The organism is Peribacillus loiseleuriae (assembly GCF_001183985.1).
GTDB lineage: Bacteria > Bacillota > Bacilli > Bacillales > DSM-1321 > Peribacillus > Peribacillus loiseleuriae.
Window position 1 is genome coordinate 393,475 of sequence record NZ_LFZW01000001.1, and the last position, 16,745, is coordinate 410,219.

The following is a 16,745-nucleotide window of genomic DNA, read 5'->3' on the forward strand; positions in this document are numbered from 1 at the left end:
AATAAACGAAAACATCTCTTTAAGTGGGATTCTGGAATCATACGGTTTATCTGTTTCATCGGAAAAACCAGTATTGACACTCTTTGTCTTTTCCGATACATTACATAAGTATGTTTTTTAAGGAGGAAATAATGGGTACTCAGAATCACACACAAGTAAAAATAACAACAGCAGATCCATCCGCGTTAGGCTTATTCGGTCTTGCGATGGTAACATTTGTAGCATCATCACAAAAACTAGGCTTAACAGAGGGACTTTCTTATCTCTTGCCGTGGGTATTTTTCCTAGGCGGTCTAGCTCAAGTTTATGCCTCAATTCTAGATGCAAAGCATAACAATATATTTGGAACAACTGCATTTGGAGCATTCGGACTATTTTGGTTTGGTGTTGGAACAACATGGATGATTCAGTTAGGCTTTTTCGGTGAAAAACTTGCTGCAAATGGCGATCCAAAACAACTTGGTTTTGCATTTATTGGCTATTTGATTTTCAGTCTCTTTATGACGATTGGGGCCATGGAAACACATAAAGTTTTGTTCTTTATTTTCGTCTTTATTGATATCCTATTTATTGGATTATCTTTAAGTTCATTTAATATTATGTACGATGTAACTCATATGATTGCTGCAGTAGCAGAAATGTGCATCGCTTTGTTATCTTTCTATGGTTCAGCAGCGAACGTGTTAAACACACACTTCGGACAAGTTGTGCTACCGATAGGAAAACCGTTCGGGATTTTTAAAAAATAATATTGTCTAGAGTGGACGAAAAAGGTCTACCATCAATGAAGAAAGGTGAGTATCTACTATTAAGTAGTGTCTCACCTTTTTTATTTTCCTCCAGTTAATAGGCAGTAAAATCTCCTCCCCAAATCGCTTTTATCCCGCACTTTTGTGAATATAGTTCTTACAATTGACAGCTAATTTAATCCATGATATATTTACTTTTAATTAAAGATATTTTAATTGGAGATAAAATGTTGTGGAAAAACGACTAGCCAATCAATATATAGGAAAAATATTTTATAAAAGTATAAATTAAGTAGCAAATCAGCTTAAAGGGAAGAAGAGCTCTGTTTTAAAAAGAATACAAATTGAGAATCAATTGGAGGAATGTAATATGAACGAATTAAAAGGAATTCACCACGTAACAGCCATTACAAGTAGTGCAGAAAAAAACTATGAATTTTTCACGTATGTTTTAGGTATGCGTTTAGTAAAGAAAACCGTTAACCAGGATGATATCCAGACGTATCACCTATTTTTTGCAGATGACGCAGGTAGTGCAGGTACAGATATGACTTTCTTCGACTTCCCGGGCATTCAAAAAGGCGTGCATGGTACAAATGAGATTTCAAAAACATCTTTCCGTGTACCAAGTGATGCAGCAATCGATTATTGGGTAAAACGTTTTGATCGAATTGAAGTAAAACACACAGGAATTAAAGAACAGTTTGGTAAAAAGACACTTTCATTTGTTGACTTCGATGACCAACAATATCAATTGATTTCAGATGAAAATAATGAAGGGGTTGCTTCAGGTACACCATGGCAAAACGGACCGGTCCCTCTAGAGTATGCGATTACTGGTTTAGGGCCCATCTTTGTTCGGATTGCTCAGTTTGATTACTTTAAAGAAATGCTGGAAAAGGTTCTCTTATTTAAAGAAATTGATCATGAAGGTTCATTCCATTTATTTGAAGTAGGCGAAGGAGGCAATGGTGCACAAGTAGTTGTCGAATATAATGCCATACTACCTCAGGCACAACAAGGTTTTGGTACAGTTCACCATGCGGCATTCCGAGTTGAAGATCGTTCTGTATTAGAAGAATGGGATAAACGGATAAGAAACTTCGGATTCCAAACATCAGGGTTTATTGATCGTTTCTTCTTTGGATCATTGTATGTAAGAGTTGCACCACAAATTTTATTTGAGTTTGCAACAGATGGTCCAGGGTTTATGGGAGATGAACCGTATGAAACGCTTGGAGAAAAATTATCTTTACCTCCATTCTTAGAACCGAAACGTGAACAAATTGAAAAATTAGTTCGCCCAATTGATACAGTTAGAAGTACAAAAGAATTCAGTAAAGAATAACAAAATGAGGCCATCATGTACGAGATTTCTTATGAAATCATATATGATAGCTTTTTCTCTTTGCCCCTTTGACTAAAAAGGAACTTTTGAGGAGAAATTAAGGGAAACGGAATGGAGGTTTCTTTATCATGGAAAACAACAATCAGCATGATACATTTACGGTGGCAGGCACAAACATTGATGCAGTTAAAAGGGAAAATCAACAATCCATGAAATAATGAAAGACTACTATAAGGAAGCTTTCCTAAAAAATAGAGATTCCTTCATTTTAATAGTGCTTGCCCTTATTAGACTTTATGGGCAAGCTTCTTTGTCTTAGGAGTGGGTTCATGTTACATTTTCCTCCAAACAAACATCTTTAAAGAGTTCGTTCTTTTAAAGTGGGCTTTTAGTTCTTCCTTCATTTCTAATCCCAATGTCAGTGAAGTAAGTATATATAAGTAGTGGAAAAAATACTCGGTTAGTGATGGGTGCACCCAAGGATCTGAACTTCAGAGGATAGGATCTGTTCTCACGTCCTAGAAAATAATTACAAAAAAGATTGAAAGTTATTGACAATATTCCGAATATTATATATATTTAACTCACAAATAAACCTGAGTAATACTATTGGATTTGAAATTTCATATATTTAAATTCTTATCAAGAGAGATGGAGGAACTGGTCCAATGAAATCTCGGCAAAAGGCCCTTTTAAGAGTACTGTGCCAATTCCAGCGAACAAATGGTTCGAGAGATAAGAAGAGGAAATGATAGCATATTTACGCACATTCGACTCTTCTTATCGTTTTGATAAAAAGAGTTTTTTGTATTTACCATTGAAAAAGGGGATGGGTAGATGATAAACAATCAGGAGGCACCATTCGAATTTGACACGATTGTATTTGGTGAAGGGAAGAAAGATACGATTGACTTTCTTTGTGGGAAAGTAGTACATGGTAGGAAAATGGGACGGCAATTAGGTTTTCCTACAGCAAATATAGATGCTGAAGCTGCCTTGTTAGAGAATGGGGTATATGGCGTACATGTAGTTGTGAAAGGAAAGCCATATCGGGGCATTATGAATGTTGGTGTTAAACCTACATTTGGTTCAACCTTAAAAAAATCATTTGAGGTTCATCTTATCGATTTTGCCGACGATTTATATGGGGAGTTCATAGAGTGTCAACTTCTTTTTAAAATCAGAGAGGAACAAAGGTTTGCTTCAATTGACTTATTAAAAAAACAAATTACGGAGGACATATATCGTGCAATCGGAAAATTTAAACAATTTGAGAATCTTTTTAAGGACGGAGAAAGGAAAACCCTTAGGAAAAAGCAAGTATCTGAATCTGCCTGATTTACAATTTTTTAATTGGTGCCATTTCCAATACGGGTTAAACAAAGGAATTTATAATACGATTGATAACTGGTTTTACGAGTATGGCATTGTCAATATTCTCTCACGGAGAATTTACCTTTTATCCTTTTTGGAGTTTGCCAAAGAAGTAGAATCGGAGCAAAAGCAAGAGAAAGTAATTCGATTTGGAAATGGTGGACTTGTAAAAAAACTGCATGCATTTCTAGACGTTTATAAAATGGAGTCTAGAGGGGGTCTTTAGAATTTGGGTTTAAAGCGTCTAGAAGGTGCAAAGATGCAGGTGTTCGGAGGAAAGCATCATAGATTAAAGCTAAACTAATGAAAGGCAGACCCTAACCTGTAATCATCGTTAATTTTGAAAGCGGGAATACATTTGTAATCTCATATGCACTTATTAATATATGAAAACCCATGAAAATACGCTAGTGTCTTTTTAACGCTTGGTTTAATAATCTCACAATGTTGAACAGAGATAATATTTCATTCTTATCGAGCGATAGCAGGGGGGAAGCTATAATGGGCGTCTATAAACTCTAGGTTAAACCGATGAATTACGCTCATTATAGCTCACAATATAGTTGTGTTTTGTTGTATTATAGTACCCTTCACTGTATTCTTTAATATTCCCTTCTTCATCATGAGAAAGTCGAATTCTTTTTAAGACTGTAGTGTCTTTTTCCAACTTCAATGATTCACAAATGTGACTAGGTGCGATGGCAACAGCGAACTCATCCCTAAATGTTTCAAGTTTAATATTGTTTTTTTCCATAAAATGATATAAAGAGTTAATCTGAACATCGTTTAATTCTTCATCGCTTATGTCCAATAAAATATAGTGGGAAAAGTGAATATACGGTTCACCATCCAAAAGGTAGATTCGCTCAATTTGAAGGCAGTTTTCACTAAATAAAGGATAGAGTGAAGATTCAATTGATAATTGACTCCTTTTTATGCTTAACACCTTTTTTATAATTTGGTGACCTTCCTCTACTAATAACTCTGTAAAGTGCTTACCTTTTGCTAGTTTCACATTCGAAGCATTTGTGATGACCTTCGTTCCTTTCCCGCTTTTCTTTTCAATAAAACCTTCTTGAACAAGCTCTTTAATTGCATTACGTACAGTAATTTTACTCACATTAAATTCTTCTTCTAATAGAGGCTCAGAGGGAATGTAAGTATTAACTGCGTATACACCGTGTAAAATACGATCTTTCAGTATTTCCTTGATTTGTATATATAACGGTCCTTTTTTTCTATTCACTCTCGTTCCATGTCTCCTGTCATTTTCCCGGTATGGAAGTTTTACTTTATCTTTTGATATCTTCAATTGTTCCCATAATGGCCGACAAGATCTCTGTTTCTGTTGACATAGGCGAATCCCCAACAATTGTGCAGGCCAACATTCCTGCTGCGGCTGCAAACTGTACGGTTTTCTTAGGCGAAAACCTAGACAACTCGCCATGCAAAATACCGCTTGTATAGGCATCACCAGCACCAATTCTATCGTATACAGAAAAGGATAGATGTTCAGAGAAATGGAACATTTGATCTTTGTACATATAACCTAGTAAAGAATGGGTATTATCTCTGTTAATCGTTCGATGTGTTCCTGCTATTGTTTGAATATCAAAGTTTGTTGCGACTTTAGGAATTAAGTCGATAAGCTGTTCTTCTCTTGAGGTTTTCGGTGTCTTCATTTCTAAAATATGCATAGCATCCTTTTCATTCATCATGACAATATCAGATAAGGTAAGCATGTCTTCATAATGAGGTTTGGCTTTGCTGTATCCACCGTCCCATAAGGAAGGGCGGTAATTACAATCAAAACAAACGATTCCGCCTTTTTCTTTTACTTTTTTAGCAAGGACTTTCATACTCTCACGGACATTGCTCCCCATTGAGAGTGCAATGCCGCAAAAGTGGACGATATCTGCTAATTCAGCGATGGATTCCAGATCATAGTCCGATAATGAAGCGGTATTAAAACTGGTTTCCAAACGATTCGTGTAGGTGACACGGCTGGCACGATGCCCAAAGCCATTTTCTAAAAAATACATACCAACGCTTTTTCCGCCTCTATTAATTAAATTTCGTTCAATTCCTAAACGTTGCAAGTAAGAAATCGCTGCATCACCTAAAGGGTTCGTTGGTAATTTAGTAACAAGGTATCCATCATAACCTAGCTTTATCATTGCTGCAGCAACGTTAACTCCGGTGCCTGAGAATGAGTATTGTAATGTGTTAGCTTGTGTCAGTAATTTGTATCCAGGCACTTGCAATCGCATCATCACTTCCCCAAATGCGACAATCTTCTTAGGCATGTTTTTGAACCGATTTTTTTATGATGGCCAATAATGTTCGCACATCATCCTCATTTGTCCTTCCGGTCTCTTTATTAATGATAGAAGAGTACACATGTGGAATAATTTTCGGTACGTTTTCTTCTAAGGCGATTTCTAGTATTTTATCAAAATTATGTAAATCGATGCCTCCAGTTGGTTCCAAAGCAAATCCCTCCTCACCACAAGCTTTCGCTACTGCACGGAACTCTTCTTCATGAATTAACCCTTTCATCGGGAAGTATTTCAACGCATTTCCACCCATATCACGAACTAAAGCAATGGCAGCTTTGACAGGAACAATTGCTAAATCATCGGCCACAGCACTGTTAGGGCCGGTCGATATATTCACGTAGCCTACTTGACCCGTTGGAGATACAAGGGAATTTATCCAACTCTCTTTTTCTCCTAAATTAGCCCGTGTAGCAGCTACTGCAGGAAATACTTGATTAATATGACTGCCTGGGTAATGTTTGGCAATCTCAGAAACTATCGCTGCCTGTCTATTATCCCCGGCGCCTAAACCAATTGAAACCGCCTCATCAATCGCATTTCCATATGCTTTCATGTCTATCACAGCTGTTTCCACATTAGGGTAATCTTTAGAGAGAACACCAATTAATACGTGACCCTCAGCCGCTTCGAAAATTTCTGTAGCATTTTCAATACTATTTGCTAGCACATTTAAAGCTACTCGATTTTGATAAAAGCGTTTGTTAATATTGGTCATTATTCATTTCCTCCTAAAATAGCTCGTAATTGGGCTTCAATCACGTATATATCATCACCTTGTAGTGGGCGTGGATCGATATCAAAAAATCCTTGGCGAACTCCGTAATCACGGGTATAAATCGCGATTAATTTTCCATTTCTTAGCTGATCATTTACTTCTTTCGCTGTTATATGCGCAAGGTCTGGATCAATTAGGATTCGAGCTCTGTAGATGGCACGGCCTGCCTCGTCTTGTACAATTGATACCTTTACACCATTGATCGATTCTAGTGATGTAAGAACTTGTAGACTTGCTTTTTCTTTTTCACTATCATCAGTTTTGTCAAAGTACTCATCCATTGCCTGCAATAATCCGAATGTCGTTTCTTTGCCAACTTTCATGCTTCTGCCAATGCCATGTAATTGCACTTTAAGCCATTCGATATATTTCTGTTTACCAGCAACGATTCCAGAACTTGGTCCTTCTATTGCTTTTGAGCCACTGTATATAGCCAAATCAGAAACTTGTACATATTTTTTCACATCTTCTTCTGCAGCAGCATCGACAATAAATGGAATATGATTCGCTTTGGCAACTTCCCAAGCTTCTTCCACTGAAATCATATTTTTTTGTACAGTATGATGGGATTTTACATATAAAATAGCTGCAGTATTTTCGTTAATGGCATCGGCAATATGTTCTTTCTTTCCTTCATTTGCATAACCGACTTCAACTAATTTTCCACCGCCAAGGTAGACCATCGTTTCTACTGGTGCACCGTACTGCACGTTATGGCCTTTAAACATAATGACTTCGTTTTTTTGTATCGATTCTTGATGGAGCTTTTCGCTTTTTCGTCGCGTTCCTTCTGTTACAATCGCTGCTATGGAAAGAGCAATACCACTTGATGCAGAGTTTACAACAACCGCTGCTTCAGACTGAAGTAACCGAGCGATATGTTGACCTGCTTTGTCGACAAGATCCGCAATTTCAACGTAATTTTGCCCGCCTGTCTTCATGGCGCTCATCACAGTATCTGTAGGTGCAGAAACACCTAATATACTCATTCTTCCGCTTGCATTGATCACTCTTTTTAAACCGTATTTAGCATTCAACGAATTCTCCATTTATGACGACTCCTTGTACAATGATTTTTTGTTTTGCTTTTCTCACTTCACCCTCAGAATCTAGTAAAGAAATCGATTCGTCCTCAACTGAGAATAATGTGAGGTTTGCTACATCGCCTTCTGAAATCCTCCCTAAATCCGGTTTATTTAACCACACCGCTGCATGAACAGTAACGGCATCGATTACTTCTTTCAGCGAATAGCCTAGATACAAAAATTTAGTTAAGACATTTTCCATACTATAAACTGGACCATTCAGACGATTGTTTCGGTATATATCCGTACTAATCGTATCAAAGTGGATATTACACTTTTTCGCTATTTCGGCCGTTTTGAAAGAGAAGCTCGCTGTCCCGTGACCGACATCTAAGTGAACGCCTCGTTCGATTGCCTGAAGAAACTTAGGGAATGGCTGTCCTGCTTTATCAAATAAATTATTTGCCTTCCCATTTAAGTAATGAGTAATCATGTCTTTTTTCTCAAGTAAGTCAAGAAATTCATTAATATTCGGTGGTCCTGATCCGATATGAATCATAAGTGGTAACCCTGTATCTGCGGAGAATTTCCGAGCGATCTTTAAAGGCTCTATCCCATTTTCGCCAACCACACTATTGCTAATTCTTGCTTTTAGTCCGATGATAAAATCCTTATAATCGCCGACTGTCTTTTTTAGTTTTTCTTCGTTTAGCCAATGAAGATTTGCTAACTCATCAATGCGCTGTAAACCAATTTGTGAGATATTTAGGAAAGCGAATACATTTGTTTTTGCACTTTTACAACTGTCTACTAAGTCAGGCAAACGATCAGCACCAGTACTACCAGCATCAATAATCGTGGTTACACCTGTTTTGTAGCCAACTTCATCGATATCATCCCCATATGGGTCAAATTCCGGAAAGGCATGTACATGCATATCAATCCAGCCACTTGATATAAATACCTTGTGCTGATAATCAATTATTCTTTCACCGATTCCTGTTCCACGAGGAACAATTTTCTTAATTTTTCTATTTTCTAATAGGATATCTACAGCATTTCCTTCTACCATTTTTACATTTCTTAGCACAGTCGTATCAGTCATTTCAATCATCCTTTTTCGAAGAGCCATGTAGTTTGTAAAATGCTAAATGTATATGCTTATAAATTATTTAAAAATTGCCTCAAGTCGAATAAAGATTATCATACGTTTTTAATATGGTCAATATAACGTTATAATGTTTAATCTACACAAAACCTGAATGTCGTTAAAACGCCACCATGTACTATGAAGGATCTATCATGAAGCACGCTGTACCCACATAATCACAATGGTGGCGGTGCGGAGCCGGAATTTCGGATACTTACTCGATCATATAAGTATACCTGCTAAGTGGATTGGCTATAGTAGTAAGTCGCGAAGCCCTGTCCCCATGTCCTTCATACAAAATATAGTAGTGGAAAATGTTGATGCATATTTTGAAACATCTATTTAAGAACACATTACACTAATTTTTTTATAAAAATGATCAAAAAGGAGGAAGCAGCCACCTTTTTATGGTTTAATCAAAGTGAACTTATAAAGGTTAAGCATATATACAATAAAGTGTGTGAGAAAGGAGAACAAATGGTTACAAGGAGAGAAGTTGCACAAAAAGCGGGCGTTTCACCGTCAACTGTGTCGCGCGTCATTAATAATAATGGATATGTTGCGGCAGAAGCTAGGGAAAGAGTGGAAGCAGCAATTACTGAACTGAATTATATCCCAAATCGGGCAGCACAAAATTTACGGATGAAGTCCTATAAACAAATTGCTTGTATAACACCATCTATAACGAACTCCTTTTTTACGGAAATGTTTGTTGGGATTGAAGAAATGGCATTAGAGAGAGGATATTCTTTATCATTATATAATATTACGAAGGAAAGAAAGGATTATTTGAAGCAAGTCTTAGAAGGGCCTTATGATGGCATGATTTTACTTGCCTCGTATGAATTAAGCTCAATTATGGATTTTGATAAAGATGCACTAAACATGCCACTTTCGCTTTATTTGGACCGTTTTCTAGACACAGACATACCACATGTATTTGTAGATTTGAAAAAGGTGATGAGGCAATCTGTAGAGCATTTAATCCAGAACGGACATAAAGACATTATTTTTTTAGGACATTATTTTGATGAAGATTATGGAAATGCTAGATTTGAAGGATATGAAAGTGCAATGAGAGCACATCATTTACCAATCAAAGAATATTATAAAAAATTTATCGAAATGTATGAAGACAAATTGACGACAGGATATTCTGGGATCAAGTCGCTATTGGATAATGGACAATCATTTACAGCTGTAGCAGCGTCTAATGATTTGTTAGCAGCGGGCGCCATACGGGCCATCATTGAAAGTGGAAAGAAAGTTCCTGAGGACATATCCGTTATTGGTGTTGATAATATTGAATTAGCTAAAATCGTCACACCAACATTAACAACGATGAATATTCCAAAAAGAGAAATTGGCAGAAGGCTCGTTCAACAGTTATTAGATCAACTTCATAACGAAAAGAAGGTAGAAACATTTATAGAAGCTGAGGTCACGTTAATAGAAAGAGAGTCTGTAAAAAAAATTTAAGTGGTTGACAACGGTTTCATTTGAGTTTATATTTTGAATATTACTACGAAGGATATCTAATTGAGCAGATTGGGGTCGGAAATGTTCAAATGGATTTCTTTTATGATTAATGTGGTCACGTAGCCACATTTTTCGCTCAAATATGGTCACGTGGCCACAAAATTAGAGGAGAGTGTAAAAAGTGAAAAAGTTTTCTTTGTTATTATCTTTATTACTAGTAACATCCGTATTATTAGTAGCATGCAGTGGAAAAGATGAAAAAAGTGGTGCTACCGAAAGTGGAGCAACGATTAAAGTAGCGGCGTGGAACTCTGCAGCAGATGCGCTTACCGAGCAGATTGAAGGATTTAATAAAAAATATCCAGACATTAAAGTAGAAATTCTACATTCTGATACCGGGTACTCAAAAGTAACACCGGCTCTAGCGGCAGGATCAGGAGCACCTGATATTATTCAGACACAAGCAAGAGATTTTCAGGCATTTTTGACAAAATTTCCTGATCAATTCGTTGATTTGACGGATAAAACAAAAGCCTATCACGATCAATTTATCGAGTCCTCTTGGGGGGCAGTTACGCAAGATGGCAAAGTATACGCAATGCCTTGGGATATTGGCCCTACAGCTTTATATTATAGAATCGATTTATTTGAGAAAGCCGGGATTGACATCGCCTCCATTAAAACTTGGGACGATTATATAGAAGCTGGGAAGAAATTAAAAGAAGCAATCCCAGAGACAACGATGACAGGATACACCAATGATTTTAATCTTTACGAAATTTTCTTAAACCAATTAGGCGGTTCATATGTAAAAGACGGAAAAATTAATGTGAATTCACCAGAATCGAAAAAAGCTCTTCTTCTTCAAAAGAAAATGAAAGATGAAGGAGTAGCGATAAATGTTAAAGATGGGAATGGCCGTATTACAGCGAACAATAATGAAACGATTGCAACAAATATTTTACCAGTATGGTATGCAGGTACATTACAGCATTCTGTTGATAAACAAGCCGGTAAATGGGGAATAGCTCCTTTGCCAGCTTTTGAAGAAGGCGGGAATACACAAGCTAACTTGGGTGGGTCCGTGTTGGCTGTTTCCAAACAATCTAAACATACTGAAGCAGCATTTAAATTTATTGAATATGTTTTGACAACAGACGAAGGTCAACAAGTAATGATCGATTACGGATTATTTCCGTCCTATGTTCCATTCTATGAAAACGAGACATTCAAGGAAAATAATAACTATTTTGGAATGGAAGTCTATCCATTCTTTGCAGGACTAACTGAAAATATTCATACAATGGATCATGGCCCAATTATGCTAGATGCTACGAAACCTATTAACGACTTGATCGGTGCAGTGCTAGAGGGCAAGAATGTGGATGAATCGATGGAAACAGCCGCAAAAGCTATATCGAAAACTACCAAGCTTGAAGTAAATAAATAATAAAGATGAATGGGGCTGTCCCGTAACCAAAGGGTCAGACCCCACATCTACTAAATATCGTTTATAGACGTAAAAGACACTATAAAATGTGCTTAGAATTTGAGGTCAGGACCTTTTGGGACATCCTCATTTATCTACAGGAGGTGCTGAAGTGGAAGCAACCACTACTGTAAGTAAGAAAGAGCTAGCAACTACTAGACGTAAGAAAGGATGGAATCAAAAGACACTAGCTCCATACCTATTCTTATCTCCATTTTTCATCGTGTTTCTCATTTTCATGGTGTATCCAATTATTGAATCATTGTATTTATCATTTACATCGACCCAAGGAACTAGTTCCGAGTGGATTGGTTTAGAAAACTTTAAGAATATACTAACAGATGGATTGTTTTGGAAATCATTATCCAATGTTTTTATTATATTACTTGTCCAAGTGCCTCTCATGCTTATTTTAGGAACATTGTTAGCAGTTATCTTAAACTCAAAATTTCTTAAAGCAAAAGCGCTCTTTCGCTTAATGATTTTTTTACCTGTTTTAATAGATTTAGTTACCTACTCCATTGTGTTTTCTATTATTTTCCATGAACAATACGGGATAATGAATTACTTATTAGGTGTTCTTCACATCGATCCTATTCAATGGTTTAGCGATCCATTCTGGTCAAAGGTGTTAATTATTATTGCTGTTACGTGGAGATGGACAGGATACAATACGATTATTTTGTTAGCAGGATTATCGGCTGTAGATGACTCGCTGTATGAGTCTGCAGAGGTTGATGGAGCAAGCAAGTTTACGCAGTTTTTCAAGATTACGATTCCAATGTTGAAACCAATCCTACTATTTTGTGGAATACTGTCTACAATTGGAACGATTCAACTATTTACAGAGCCCTCTTTATTAACGAATGGAGGACCTAACAATGCAACGAATACACCTGTTATGTACCTTTATCAATTTGGATTCCAAAGCTTTCAATTCGGATATGCATCGGCTGCAGCTTATATCATTACCATTATCGTTGGGATTATTAGCTTCTTCCAAATCAAACTTTCAAAAGGAGGGGAAATATGATGAAAAAAACATCCCTCTTTACAAAAATGGCAGCGTATCTCTTTTTAATTGTTGTCTGTATAGCATCTGTGTATCCATTTTATTGGATGTTCGTCGGTTCTACGTTAACAGATAGTGATATTTTTCAATTTCCACCAAAGCTATTACCGAGCGGGGAGTTTATGAACAATTTGACCGGGCTAGCAGCATCTGCTCCTGTTTGGAAAGGGCTAGGGAACAGTTTGTTAATCACTATTGTTTTTACAATTGCGACATTATATCTATGTGCGATTGCAGGATATGCTTTCGCTAAATTTGAGTTTAAAGGAAAAAATGTCATGTTTGTCGTCGTGTTACTTACGATGATGCTACCTGCTCAAGTCACTTTAATTCCTTTGTTCAAAATGGTGATTGGTTTAGGTTGGCAGAATCAGCCACAAGCCGTTATTTTGCCAGCGCTCGCAAACGCATTTGGTGTTTTCTTTATGCGGCAAAATATGATGAGTATTCCGACTGAAATGATTGAAGCAGCAAGAATTGACGGTTCAGGTGAAATTTCCATCTTTCACAAAATTATTCTGCCGACAACTTTACCACCTTTAGCTGCCTTAGGGATCTTAAGCTTCATTCAACAGTGGGGGAATTACTTATGGCCGCTCATTATTTTACAGGAAAGAGAAAGCACGACATTACCGGTACTTTTATCGATGTTAGTCGCTCCAGGTCAAGTCGTGCATTATGGTCAAGTATTAGCGGGTACTGTGATCAGTATCGTGCCGGTAATCATCTTATTTTTATTACTTCAAAAGTACTTTATTGCAGGAATTTATGGCGGATCCGTTAAAGGATAATGAAATGTAGAAGGGGGATAATCACAATGACTTTACGAAATGATTGGGAAAACCTTGAAGTATTACAAAGGAACCGGCTAAAACCAAGAGCATCCTTTTTTAGCTACAAAAACAAATCGACAGCCCTCTCGTATGAGAGAGGAGATTCACATGGATTTTTATTATTAAATGGCAATTGGAAGTTTCATTATGCAAACTCACCGATTGAATCACCGAGTGAGTTTTACAAAGAGGAGTACAGCACAGATCATTGGGGATCGATCACTGTTCCATCACATTGGCAATTGAACGGTTATGGGAAACCACATTATACAAATGTACAGTATCCTTTTCCAGTAGAGCCTCCCTATATTCCATCTGAAAATCCAACTGGGGCATACGAAAGGACGTTTTATTTAACGAAAGAGGCATTATCGGAAAAGTTACATTTGATGTTTGAAGGTGTCGATAGCTCTTTCCATGTATGGATTAATGGACATCAGGTTGGTTATAGCCAAGGAAGCCGTCTTCCTTCTGAGTTTGACATTACTCATGTAGTAAAAGAAGGGGAGAATAGAATCTCGGTTAGGGTCTATCAATGGGCGGAATCATCGTATATTGAGGATCAAGATATGTGGTGGTTAAGTGGTATATTTAGAGATGTATACATTGTGTCAAAACCAACTACTCATATACAAGATGTGTTTGTAAATAGCTCTTTAGAAAATGATTTCCAAGATGGACGATTTGATTTTGAACTCGCTTTGTTAGGAGAGTATAAAGGACACCAAGTTGCAGTGGAAATACAAGAGAACGGTACTGTCATAGCCGAACAGCACCAAAGCATAGACAGTCAAGTAGTGACAGGAACGATTCATATTGAGCGTGTGAAGCAATGGAATGCAGAAACGCCATTCTTATATGGTGTAGTGATCACATTATTGAACCCAACAGGTGAAGTAGTTGAAGTAATTCCACAAAAGTGCGGATTTAGAAATGTTGAAATAAAGGGCGGCCAATTATTAGTGAATGGTGTAGCAGTCATGTTTAAAGGTGTGAATAGACATGATGCTCATCCTGACTTTGGTCGAGTGGTACCAATAAGTTCGATGATTGAAGATTTAACATTAATGAAGCAGCATAATATTAATGCCGTTCGGACAGCTCATTATCCAAATGATCCACGTTTTTATGAGCTATGCGATACTTTTGGATTTTATGTGATTGATGAAACGGATCTTGAATGTCACGGGTTAACCCGAATAGGCAAACCTCATTTATTAAGTGATGATCCTAGCTGGAAAGATGCTTATGTAGATAGAATGGAAAGAATGGTTGAACGGGATAAAAACCATCCGTCTATTATTATGTGGTCATTAGGTAATGAGTCTGGTTTTGGACGAAATCATATTGCCATGTATGAGTGGGCAAAAAGAAGAGATTCTTCTAGATTGGTCCATTATGAGGGGGAGACGAGAGAAATATTATTTGAGGATGACTTTGTACCAACGAAGGATCCAATTGCATCAGACGTTCACACCTCCATGTATACGTCAATTGAGCAAATGAAGGTTATTGGTGGATTGACCGATTTGAAGAAACCTCATATTTTATGCGAGTATGCACATGCAATGGGGAATGGTCCGGGTGGCCTCAAAGAATATTGGGAAACGTTTTATGCATATGATCGATTACAAGGTGGTTTTGTTTGGGAATGGGTCGATCATGGATTAAGACAATATACGCCAGATGGTGAAGAATATTTCGCTTATGGTGGAGACTTTGGAGAGACGCCGCATGATGGTAATTTTGTTATCGACGGATTAGTGCGACCTGATCGGCAACCTTCACCAGCATTGGCAGAGTATAAAAAAGTAATTGAACCAGTTGTGGTAACAAACTTCAATTTTGAAGCAAAGACTGTTCAAGTGCAAAATCGATATGATTTTTCTGATTTATCGAAATTACAATGTCAGTGGATGATCGAAGCGGATGGTACGATTGTAGAAAGTGGAATTCTTGAAGTACCAGAGATCCTTGCAAATTCTACAAGAGTGGTAGAATTGCCGATTCAAATACCTAGTATCGTGCGAGGAAATACAGATTACTGGTTAAATCTCATTTGGACGATGAAAGAAACTACACAATGGGCAGCTTCAGGTCATACTGTCGCATGGTCGCAACATGAGCTTCCAATCTCTCACTGTGTTGCTAATGAACAACAATCTGCTGGCCAATTACATGTAGTTGAAGAACCATCAACAACAAACATAACAGGCCCTAATTTTCAATTAACTTTCAATAAGCAAAATGGCCGCATTGAAAACTATTACTATGATGGCCAGTTACTGTTGCATAAAGGACCAAGATTAAATTTTTGGCGAGCACCTATTGATAATGATTTATTAGGCTCTGATGAATTTCATGCGAAATCAGTTGCAAAGCAGTGGAAAGAATACGGTGTTCATACTATTCAACATCGAATGAAACAGACAGCAATTACGATACATGAAGATTTGCAATCTGTTGTTATTTCTTGCGAGGCGAAATTAGCACCGGCAGTCATTGCATGGGGATTTGATGTGACGTATGAATACACAATTCGAGCAGATGGAAGTATTTTAATCGATATTAAAGGGGTAACCTCTGGAAATGGTCCTAATACACTTCCACGAATTGGTGTAGAGATGATTGTACAGAACACATACGATGCTGTTCAATGGTATGGTTTAGGACCGGATGAAGCTTATGTGGATAGTAGGCTAGCAGCAAGGATAGGTGTTTGGTCATCAACAATCGATGGGTTGCATACACCGTATATTTTCCCGCAAGAAAACGGGAATCGGCATCAAACGAAATGGGCTAGTTTTTCACAAGAGAACGGTCAAAGTATGCTCGTTTCAGGTAATACTTTCGATTTCTCAGCAAGCTATTATACGGTTGAACAACTAGAAATGGCAAAGCACACATATGATCTAGTGAAGCAACCTTATATCACCTTGCACATTGATAAACAGCAATATGGATTAGGTTCGGCAAGCTGTGGAGAAGATGTTCAAGAACAATATCGATTAGGGAATGAAGATTTCCAATTTGCATTTACGATTCAACCATATAATCAAAATGCCCATTCACCTATAGCATTAAGTAAAAAACTTCAATAAAAGATTACTAT

Annotated in this window: 13 protein-coding genes and 1 riboswitch; of the genes, 8 read left to right on the top strand and 5 right to left on the bottom strand. The window is 37.3% G+C overall.

Annotation, left to right across the window (positions count from 1 at the left end; genetic code table 11):
- The first annotated feature begins 131 nt into the window (after positions 1–131).
- From AC625_RS01860 to AC625_RS27460, 3 genes are all read left to right on the top strand, one after another.
- Positions 132–749 carry an acetate uptake transporter gene (locus AC625_RS01860; RefSeq protein WP_049679738.1) on the top strand — a complete coding sequence of 206 codons (618 nt, stop codon included), beginning with the start codon at positions 132–134 and terminating at the stop codon, positions 747–749.
- A 370-nt stretch (positions 750–1,119) separates the two neighbouring features.
- Positions 1,120–2,097 (top strand): ring-cleaving dioxygenase, encoded by a 978-nt coding sequence (locus AC625_RS01865; RefSeq protein ID WP_049679739.1) that lies wholly within the window; start codon positions 1,120–1,122, stop codon positions 2,095–2,097.
- A 636-nt stretch (positions 2,098–2,733) separates the two neighbouring features.
- A riboswitch (SAM riboswitch) is annotated at positions 2,734–2,839 on the top strand.
- 95 nt (positions 2,840–2,934) lie between these two features.
- Positions 2,935–3,435, top strand: a complete 501-nt coding sequence (locus tag AC625_RS27460; RefSeq protein ID WP_245644893.1) for a riboflavin kinase — start codon at positions 2,935–2,937, stop codon at positions 3,433–3,435.
- 559 nt (positions 3,436–3,994) lie between these two features.
- Here AC625_RS27460 and AC625_RS01875 read toward each other — a convergent pair.
- The 5 genes from AC625_RS01875 to AC625_RS01895 are packed head-to-tail and all read right to left on the bottom strand — an operon-like array spanning position 3,995 to position 8,715.
- Positions 3,995–4,717: a GntR family transcriptional regulator gene (locus AC625_RS01875; protein ID WP_049679740.1), complete on the bottom strand. Its 723-nt coding sequence runs from the start codon at positions 4,715–4,717 to the stop codon at positions 3,995–3,997.
- Positions 4,718–4,763: 46 nt separating this feature from the next.
- Positions 4,764–5,777, bottom strand: a complete 1,014-nt coding sequence (locus tag AC625_RS01880; RefSeq protein WP_049679741.1) for a sugar kinase — start codon at positions 5,775–5,777, stop codon at positions 4,764–4,766.
- Positions 5,770–6,525, bottom strand: coding sequence for a 2-dehydro-3-deoxy-phosphogluconate aldolase (dagF, locus tag AC625_RS01885; protein ID WP_049679742.1), 756 nt, complete (start codon positions 6,523–6,525; stop codon positions 5,770–5,772). Before dagF ends, AC625_RS01880 begins: the two co-directional genes overlap by 8 nt.
- The gene (locus AC625_RS01890) at positions 6,525–7,634 is read right to left on the bottom strand and encodes a DgaE family pyridoxal phosphate-dependent ammonia lyase (RefSeq protein ID WP_049679743.1); all 1,110 of its coding nucleotides are present in this window, start codon (positions 7,632–7,634) and stop codon (positions 6,525–6,527) included. Before AC625_RS01890 ends, dagF begins: the two co-directional genes overlap by 1 nt.
- Entirely contained in the window at positions 7,612–8,715 is a 1,104-nt protein-coding gene (locus AC625_RS01895) for an amidohydrolase/deacetylase family metallohydrolase (RefSeq protein ID WP_049679744.1), read from the bottom strand. Before AC625_RS01895 ends, AC625_RS01890 begins: the two co-directional genes overlap by 23 nt.
- 522 nt (positions 8,716–9,237) lie before the next feature.
- Here AC625_RS01895 and AC625_RS01900 point away from each other — a divergent pair.
- From AC625_RS01900 to lacZ, 5 genes are all read left to right on the top strand, one after another.
- Complete coding sequence (locus AC625_RS01900) at positions 9,238–10,239, top strand: LacI family DNA-binding transcriptional regulator (protein WP_053177981.1); 1,002 nt, start codon at positions 9,238–9,240, stop codon at positions 10,237–10,239.
- A 181-nt stretch (positions 10,240–10,420) separates the two neighbouring features.
- Positions 10,421–11,689 carry an ABC transporter substrate-binding protein gene (locus AC625_RS01905; RefSeq protein ID WP_049679745.1) on the top strand — a complete coding sequence of 423 codons (1,269 nt, stop codon included), beginning with the start codon at positions 10,421–10,423 and terminating at the stop codon, positions 11,687–11,689.
- A 151-nt stretch (positions 11,690–11,840) separates the two neighbouring features.
- On the top strand, positions 11,841–12,761 hold the full coding sequence (locus tag AC625_RS01910) for a carbohydrate ABC transporter permease (RefSeq protein ID WP_245644895.1): 921 nt from the start codon (positions 11,841–11,843) through the stop codon (positions 12,759–12,761).
- Positions 12,758–13,591: a carbohydrate ABC transporter permease gene (locus tag AC625_RS01915; RefSeq protein ID WP_245644897.1), complete on the top strand. Its 834-nt coding sequence runs from the start codon at positions 12,758–12,760 to the stop codon at positions 13,589–13,591. The genes AC625_RS01910 and AC625_RS01915 overlap by 4 nt, the downstream gene beginning before the upstream one ends.
- Before the next feature lie 26 nt (positions 13,592–13,617).
- Entirely contained in the window at positions 13,618–16,734 is a 3,117-nt protein-coding gene (lacZ, locus tag AC625_RS01920) for a beta-galactosidase, LacZ type (protein WP_049679746.1), read from the top strand.
- Positions 16,735–16,745 lie beyond the last annotated feature (11 nt).

Coding starts and splice junctions, on each gene's coding strand:
- AC625_RS27460 (WP_245644893.1), top strand. CDS start 2,935: ATGATAAACAATCAGGAGGCACCATTCGAATTTGACACGATTGTATTT.
- AC625_RS01865 (WP_049679739.1), top strand. CDS start 1,120: ATGAACGAATTAAAAGGAATTCACCACGTAACAGCCATTACAAGTAGT.
- AC625_RS01880 (WP_049679741.1), bottom strand. CDS start 5,777: ATGCCTAAGAAGATTGTCGCATTTGGGGAAGTGATGATGCGATTGCAA.
- AC625_RS01860 (WP_049679738.1), top strand. CDS start 132: ATGGGTACTCAGAATCACACACAAGTAAAAATAACAACAGCAGATCCA.
- lacZ (WP_049679746.1), top strand. CDS start 13,618: ATGACTTTACGAAATGATTGGGAAAACCTTGAAGTATTACAAAGGAAC.
- dagF (WP_049679742.1), bottom strand. CDS start 6,525: ATGACCAATATTAACAAACGCTTTTATCAAAATCGAGTAGCTTTAAAT.
- AC625_RS01900 (WP_053177981.1), top strand. CDS start 9,238: ATGGTTACAAGGAGAGAAGTTGCACAAAAAGCGGGCGTTTCACCGTCA.
- AC625_RS01895 (WP_049679744.1), bottom strand. CDS start 8,715: ATGACTGATACGACTGTGCTAAGAAATGTAAAAATGGTAGAAGGAAAT.
- AC625_RS01915 (WP_245644897.1), top strand. CDS start 12,758: ATGATGAAAAAAACATCCCTCTTTACAAAAATGGCAGCGTATCTCTTT.
- AC625_RS01890 (WP_049679743.1), bottom strand. CDS start 7,634: ATGGAGAATTCGTTGAATGCTAAATACGGTTTAAAAAGAGTGATCAAT.